The following is a 5092-nucleotide window of genomic DNA, read 5'->3' on the forward strand; positions in this document are numbered from 1 at the left end:
CACTTTATTTTTACAAACTATATTGTGAGATTATAGTTTTTTAATTTTTTGAGAGTATAATCGTTTAAATTTTATTTATAGAAAGGAAATTAATGTCAGTAAAGCAAGAAAGACGAAGCTTTATCGGCCTTGCGTTTGGTGCCGTGGCAGCTGTTGGTGGCGCGATGTCACTAGTTGCCATGAAAAAGACCTGGGATCCGCTCCCTAGCGTAAAAGCTGCTGGTTTTACAACTGTCGATCTAAGCCCGATCAAAGATGGCGAGATGAGACAGGTTGAGTGGCGTAAAAAGCCTATTTTCATCCTCAAAAAAAGCCCAGATATGGCTAAAAACGACAAGAGAGATGTAGTCGTTGGAGATGCGAGATATGTCGTAGTTATCGGACTTTGCACGCACCTAGGATGTATCCCTGAGTATAAAGCGAGCAAGCAAATGTTTATCTGTGCCTGTCATGGCGGCGAATTTAACGCTGATGGCATACAAACATACGGACCTCCACCAAGACCGCTTGATATCCCACCATTTAAGATCGATGGTACCAAGCTAGTTCTAGGCGAAACAAGCCCAGAATACGAAAAATTAGTAGCTAAAGCTTAGGAGGTTAGCGATGTCTTTATCTCATAAATCAACTGGCGTTATTGACTGGCTTGACCAACGCCTAGCTTTTACAAAGCTTATGAAGGTTCTAGTTAGCGAATACTGGATCCCAAAAAATATAAATTTCCTTTGGGCGATGGGTGTTATCCTAACGACGCTTTTCTTGCTTTTGATCATCACTGGCTATTTGCTTATGATGTATTACAAGCCAGATGTAAATTTGGCCTTTGACAGTGTAAATTACACTATCATGCAAGAGGTCGAGTATGGCTGGCTTTGGCGTCATATCCACGCAGTTTCAGCTTCTACGATATTTCTTATCATGTATATCCACTTGCTTACTGGACTTTACTATGGCTCATACAAAAGAGGCAGAGAGGTCATTTGGGTAAGCGGTATGGTGCTATTTATCTGCTTTTCAGCAGAGGCATTTAGCGGCTACATGCTCCCATGGGGACAGATGAGCTACTGGGCGGCTACTGTTATCACTCAGCTCTTTGGTGGTGTGCCAGTTATCGGCGATGCTTTGGTTGAGTGGATCAGGGGTGACTACGCAGTTGGCGACTCAACACTTACTAGATTTTTCATGCTTCACGTCTGCTTGCTACCACTTGTAACTATCGTTGTTTTGGTTATCCACTTCTACTCATTAAGAATTCCTCACGTAAATAACCTAACAAGCGAAGATATCGACTTTGAAGTAGAGGCGCAAGAGTATCTACACGGCGACAGAGCAAAAGCTAAAGTCATACCATTTTGGCCAGGATTTTTGGCAAAAGACTTCATGTATGTATCATTTTTTATGATATTTGTTATGTATCTTGTTTGCTATCACTTCAACTTTGCGATGGATCCTATCAACTTTGAGCCAGCAAATCCGCTAAAAACTCCACCACACATCTACCCAGAGTGGTACTTCTTGTGGCAGTATGAAATTTTACGTGGCTTCTTCTTTGATATAGCTGGAATTTCAGCTTATAACATCGGACTTATCGCATTTGCCTTTGCAGGCGTTGCGTTTATGCTTATACCTCTTTTTGATAGAAGCGGTCTTGTAGCCCCAGCTCACAAAAGACCACTATTTTTTGTATGGTTTTGGGTGCTAGTTGCAGACCTTATCGTATTATCTATATATGGCAAGCTCCCAACAGGCGGCATCAACGACTGGATAGGATTTTACGCTTCATTGCTATTTTTAGTGCTATTTATAATCGCACTTCCAGTTATCACAATACTTGAAAGAAAAAGGGGCTAATCATGAAAGAGCTTAAAATTTTTGCCATCGTTGTTATCCTTTCAGGTATTTTATACTGGGGTATCGAGCCTTACGCTCACACAAAGCTTCATCCGCACACTGTAAATGCTGAGTACAACTTCTCAAAAGAAGATACTGACTACGCAAAGCACTTTTTAGAGCAGAAAAAAGAGGCGCTTGAGGCTGCAAAAGCTAGTGGTAATAAAGCTAGCATAGAAGCAGCTACAAAAGACGTTGAGACAGCACAAAAAATTCTTGATGACTATACAGCTTTTTGGGCTGATATAAATTCGATCGACCTTGCAAAAGGTGACGCTGCAAAAGGTGCTGAGACATTTGGCGCAGCTGGATGTACAGGCTGTCACGGCATCGAAGCAGCTGGTATGCCAGCTAGCATGGACGCTGAGACAGCTAGCCAAAGCTTTGGTGTAGTGCCACCAGATCTTAGCACAGCTGGTAAAATTTATGACGAGAGATTTTTGGCTGCACTTATCAAAAATCCAACTATGGCTGTAAAACTATCACATAAATTTAACGACGAGCATCCTTATCCGATGACTGCATTTATGGGTGCTGGCGGCGATATAAACGCTGAGATCGCTGACATAGTTGCTTATCTTAAAAAGGTATCAGCTGAGGCGGATGCAAAGAGCAAGATCACTGAAGAAAAGGTATTTGCTGATGCATGTCAAAGATGCCATGATATGAAGTATGATAAAAAATATACTCTTGGCAACAAAGTAAGCCTTGCAGCATATATGGGCTCAAACCCACCTGATCTATCTATGATGATCCGCTCAAAGGGTGCTGACTACTTGCATAAATTTATAAACGATACTCAAAAGATGCTTCCAGGCACTGCGATGCCTAGAGTTGGCTTAAACAAAGCTGCTGAAGACGATATAGTATCTTACATAGAAAAAGTAGGCGACAGCAAAAAAGCTGAGCGCGAGAGCACAGGACTTTATGTCATGATCTACTTCTTTATCTTGGGAATTTTTGCTTGGCTTTGGAAACGCAAAGTCTGGAGCGAACTCCACTAAAATTTAAGAGCCTTTTTGGCTCTTAAATTCTTTCTAGTAAATTTACATATATAAATAGGTACTCTTTAAAATTATTCTGTTTTGCAAATTTTAAAATTCCACTCACTCGCAAGAATTGACTATTAAAATTTGGCTTCGCTTACCGCTTAGCTCAAATTTTAGAGCCGAAATTACTCGTTCATGAAATTTTAAAATTTGTCAGAATTTTCTAAAAATAAACCGCATGCAGTGCGAAGCACTAAAGCATGCACTTCTAACGTTGTCGGAGTTAGGGGATCGTTAAGGGGGAAGAGAGCGACTTCGTAATTCAAGTCACCTTGTCTCCCTTTTTGAATAAAAAGAATTTACAAATTTAATCAAGCTGTCTTTGCAAATTTTAAAACTTTCATTCACCCCTAAGAATTGACTACTAAAATTTGGCTTCGTTTATCGCTTAGCTCAAATTTTAGAACCGAAATTACTCGCTCATGAAATTTTAAAATTTGCCTTTATTGATTGACTAGCTTAAATTTAGAGGTTAAAAGCATTTCAGAAATTTGCTTGAATTTTGCGCATGTGATATATCGATGTGCTATCTCGCCCAGTGTGCAACAGGTATTTGGCAAAAGATGTGGCAAACGCGAGAATATTAACAATTACTAAGCGAGTAAATTTATATTTTTAGCAAATTTACTCACCAAAAACCACTAAATTTCACAAAAAGCAGCCAAATTTATCTCGCCGTAAAGCCACGCTAAACGGCTAAATTTCTTTAGCGATCTTGCTCATTTTGTTTATCAGCTCTTCTCGCTCGCTTGATTTTAGGTTGCCGTATTGAAGCTTTGTCATCATCTGCATGAAGTCAAACTGCTTAAACATCTGCGCATCGCTTTTTAGTTCTTTTTCAAGCTTCTCATAGATCTTTTCTGTCTCTTTGTTTGCTTTTTCTAAATTTTGCAAAAAGATTCCAGTCGCACTCGAGTCAAGGTCGTTTTTCGCTGCCTTGTCAATAGCGTTTTTTAAATTTGATAAATTTTCAGAAATTTTCATTTGCACTTCCTTTTGGATTTTAAAATTTAGAGCAAATTTTATTCCTAAATTTCATCCCACCACTTTTTTCTAGGTGGATTTTGCACGCTGAAAACCTCTCCGATCATCGGTGTTGCGTAGTTTAGCTCAAGTTTTGTAGCCGTCTTTTCAAAACGCTTGATCGGCTCATCCCAAGCGTGATAAGAAAGATCAAATTTGCCCCAATGCACCGGCACGCCAAGCCTTGCACCAAGATCTTTTAGCGCTTGCGCTGACTCCTCTGGTTTTATGTGCACGTAGGGCCAGCCATCGCTGTAAGCGCCATTTTCTATGAAAACTAGATCAAATCCGCCAAATTTCTCATTTATCATCTTAAAATGCTTGCCATATCCGCCGTCTCCGCTAAAATAAAAGCTAAAGCCAGCCTCTTCAACCGCCCAGCCGCCCCAAAGCGTGGTGTTTCTTTTAAATGTGCGCCCGCTAAAGTGCCTTGAGGGGCAAAAAGTGAAGTTTAAATTTCCTATCTTTAGATCACCAAACCAGTCAAACTCGTAAATTTTGCCTTCATCCACGCCCCATTTTATGAGGTGAGCCTTGACGCCAAGTGGCACTAGAAATTTGGCTATTCTATCCTTTAGCTCAAGTATCGTTTTATAGTCAAGATGGTCATAGTGGTCGTGCGAGATGAGGGCGATGTCGATCACCTCTGGGTAGTCGCTAGCGGTGATGGCGTGCTCGTAGGCAAGGGCTTGCCGCCAACTGGCAGAGGGAATGCTCGGTGCAAAACTGGGTCTGTGATGATGGTTTTGCCATCAAGCTTACAGATTAGGTTAACGTGCCCAAGCCAGACAAACTCGCCATTTTTGAGGGCGTTTGCGTCAAATTTTAAATTTGGCAAAGGGCGCTTTGGTAGCTTGCCTTTTGGTGGAAAGAGCGCTTGGATGGCGAAATTTAACATAGACGCTTGCGGACTTTTCTTTACCATATCAATCGTTGGCTCTAAATTTATAAAAACTTTGCCATTAAAATTTGGCGAAGCTTCTATCAGCTTTTGGCTCTTGGCATCTGGTCTACCACCAAAAACAGGGGCAAATTTCATAAAAGCAAAAACTGAAGCGATAAACAAAACTATGACTATAAAAATTTCCATCAATAACCCTTTTAAATTTAAAGGTTGGATTATATTTTAG

6 protein-coding genes are annotated in these 5092 nt (G+C 40.5%); 3 read left to right on the forward strand and 3 right to left on the reverse strand.

The window, feature by feature from the left end; all coding sequences use genetic code 11:
* Nucleotides 1-92 precede the first annotated feature (92 nt).
* Genes petA through CYO90_RS06120 form a run of 3 tightly spaced genes read left to right on the forward strand, consistent with a single transcriptional unit; the run spans nt 93 to nt 2894 of the window.
* On the forward strand, nt 93-596 hold the full coding sequence (petA, locus tag CYO90_RS06110; protein WP_103578857.1) for a ubiquinol-cytochrome c reductase iron-sulfur subunit: 504 nt from the start codon (nt 93-95) through the stop codon (nt 594-596).
* A gap of 10 nt (nt 597-606) precedes the next feature.
* Nucleotides 607-1851 (forward strand): cytochrome b, encoded by a 1245-nt coding sequence (locus tag CYO90_RS06115; RefSeq protein ID WP_103578858.1) that lies wholly within the window; start codon nt 607-609, stop codon nt 1849-1851.
* 2 nt (nt 1852-1853) lie between these two features.
* The gene (locus tag CYO90_RS06120) at nt 1854-2894 is read left to right on the forward strand and encodes a c-type cytochrome (RefSeq protein WP_103578859.1); all 1041 of its coding nucleotides are present in this window, start codon (nt 1854-1856) and stop codon (nt 2892-2894) included.
* Between the two features lie 741 nt (nt 2895-3635).
* Here CYO90_RS06120 and CYO90_RS06125 read toward each other — a convergent pair.
* From CYO90_RS06125 to CYO90_RS10540, 3 genes are read right to left on the reverse strand one after another with little or no spacing between them, the layout of a single operon-like run.
* On the reverse strand, nt 3636-3923 hold the full coding sequence (locus CYO90_RS06125; RefSeq protein ID WP_103578860.1) for a hypothetical protein: 288 nt from the start codon (nt 3921-3923) through the stop codon (nt 3636-3638).
* 44 nt (nt 3924-3967) lie between these two features.
* Nucleotides 3968-4675: an MBL fold metallo-hydrolase gene (locus tag CYO90_RS10535; protein ID WP_343218576.1), complete on the reverse strand. Its 708-nt coding sequence runs from the start codon at nt 4673-4675 to the stop codon at nt 3968-3970.
* The gene (locus CYO90_RS10540; RefSeq protein ID WP_258030675.1) at nt 4603-5052 is read right to left on the reverse strand and encodes a hypothetical protein; all 450 of its coding nucleotides are present in this window, start codon (nt 5050-5052) and stop codon (nt 4603-4605) included. The genes CYO90_RS10535 and CYO90_RS10540 overlap by 73 nt, the downstream gene beginning before the upstream one ends.
* Nucleotides 5053-5092 lie beyond the last annotated feature (40 nt).

Source organism: Campylobacter concisus (assembly GCF_002913745.1).
GTDB lineage: Bacteria > Campylobacterota > Campylobacteria > Campylobacterales > Campylobacteraceae > Campylobacter_A > Campylobacter_A concisus_R.